Genomic DNA, 740 nt, shown 5'->3' with positions numbered 1-740 from the left:
TCAAAGTCGGTTTACTCTTTAGCGCTACCTACATGATTTTGGTTTTCTTTGGCATTACGTTTTTAGACGGCTTACCTGCCACTGGCGACATGATCGAACGCCGATTCATGTTCACCTTGATAGCCATCAGTTTTGTCTGCCATACCTTCTCCTACTACTACGCAAAAGTCGTCAGCTACATTCAAACCCTTTACCGAGAAGGGATTGAGGAGTTAGCCTACCTAGACCAACTGACGGGCTTAGCGAATCGTTGGAGCTTTGAAACGTGGGCTAGAGCAAAACTGCACGACATTGACCACTCAGACGAACGCAGTGTCACCGCGTTGGTTTTTCTCGATATCGACAATTTTAAGTACATCAACGACACCTATGGCCACGATGTTGGCGACCAAGTGTTGAAAGCATTTGCAACTCGATTGAAGAAAAGCATTCGTAACAGCGACCGAAAAACCGATAAACATGACTACTCCATTGCGCGCTTCGCAGGCGATGAGTTCGTGTTAATGCTTTACGATGTGCGCAGTAAACAAGACCTAGATGGCATTTTGGATCGCATCGTTAATTTGTTCCCAAAGGGATATCAAAACTACGATACCTATAATGAGCTGACGATGAGCGTAGGAGCCGCAATCTATAAACAAGACGCCAACGATTTATCAGAGCTTACCCGCTGCGCAGACAAAGCGATGTATGCCGCGAAACACACGGGTAAAAATCAGTACGCGTTTTACGAACATTGT

General features: G+C 45.7%; 1 protein-coding gene. It reads left to right on the top strand.

The features are described 5' to 3' along the window. Positions 1-740 (top strand): GGDEF domain-containing protein (locus R7R24_RS26625; RefSeq protein ID WP_318120105.1); only part of this gene is annotated, 740 nt, incomplete at both ends.

Source organism: Vibrio sp. 704, assembly GCF_033339295.1.
The sequence above is the reverse complement of the archived record's forward strand: the minus strand, read 5'-3'. Positions and strand labels throughout refer to the sequence as shown.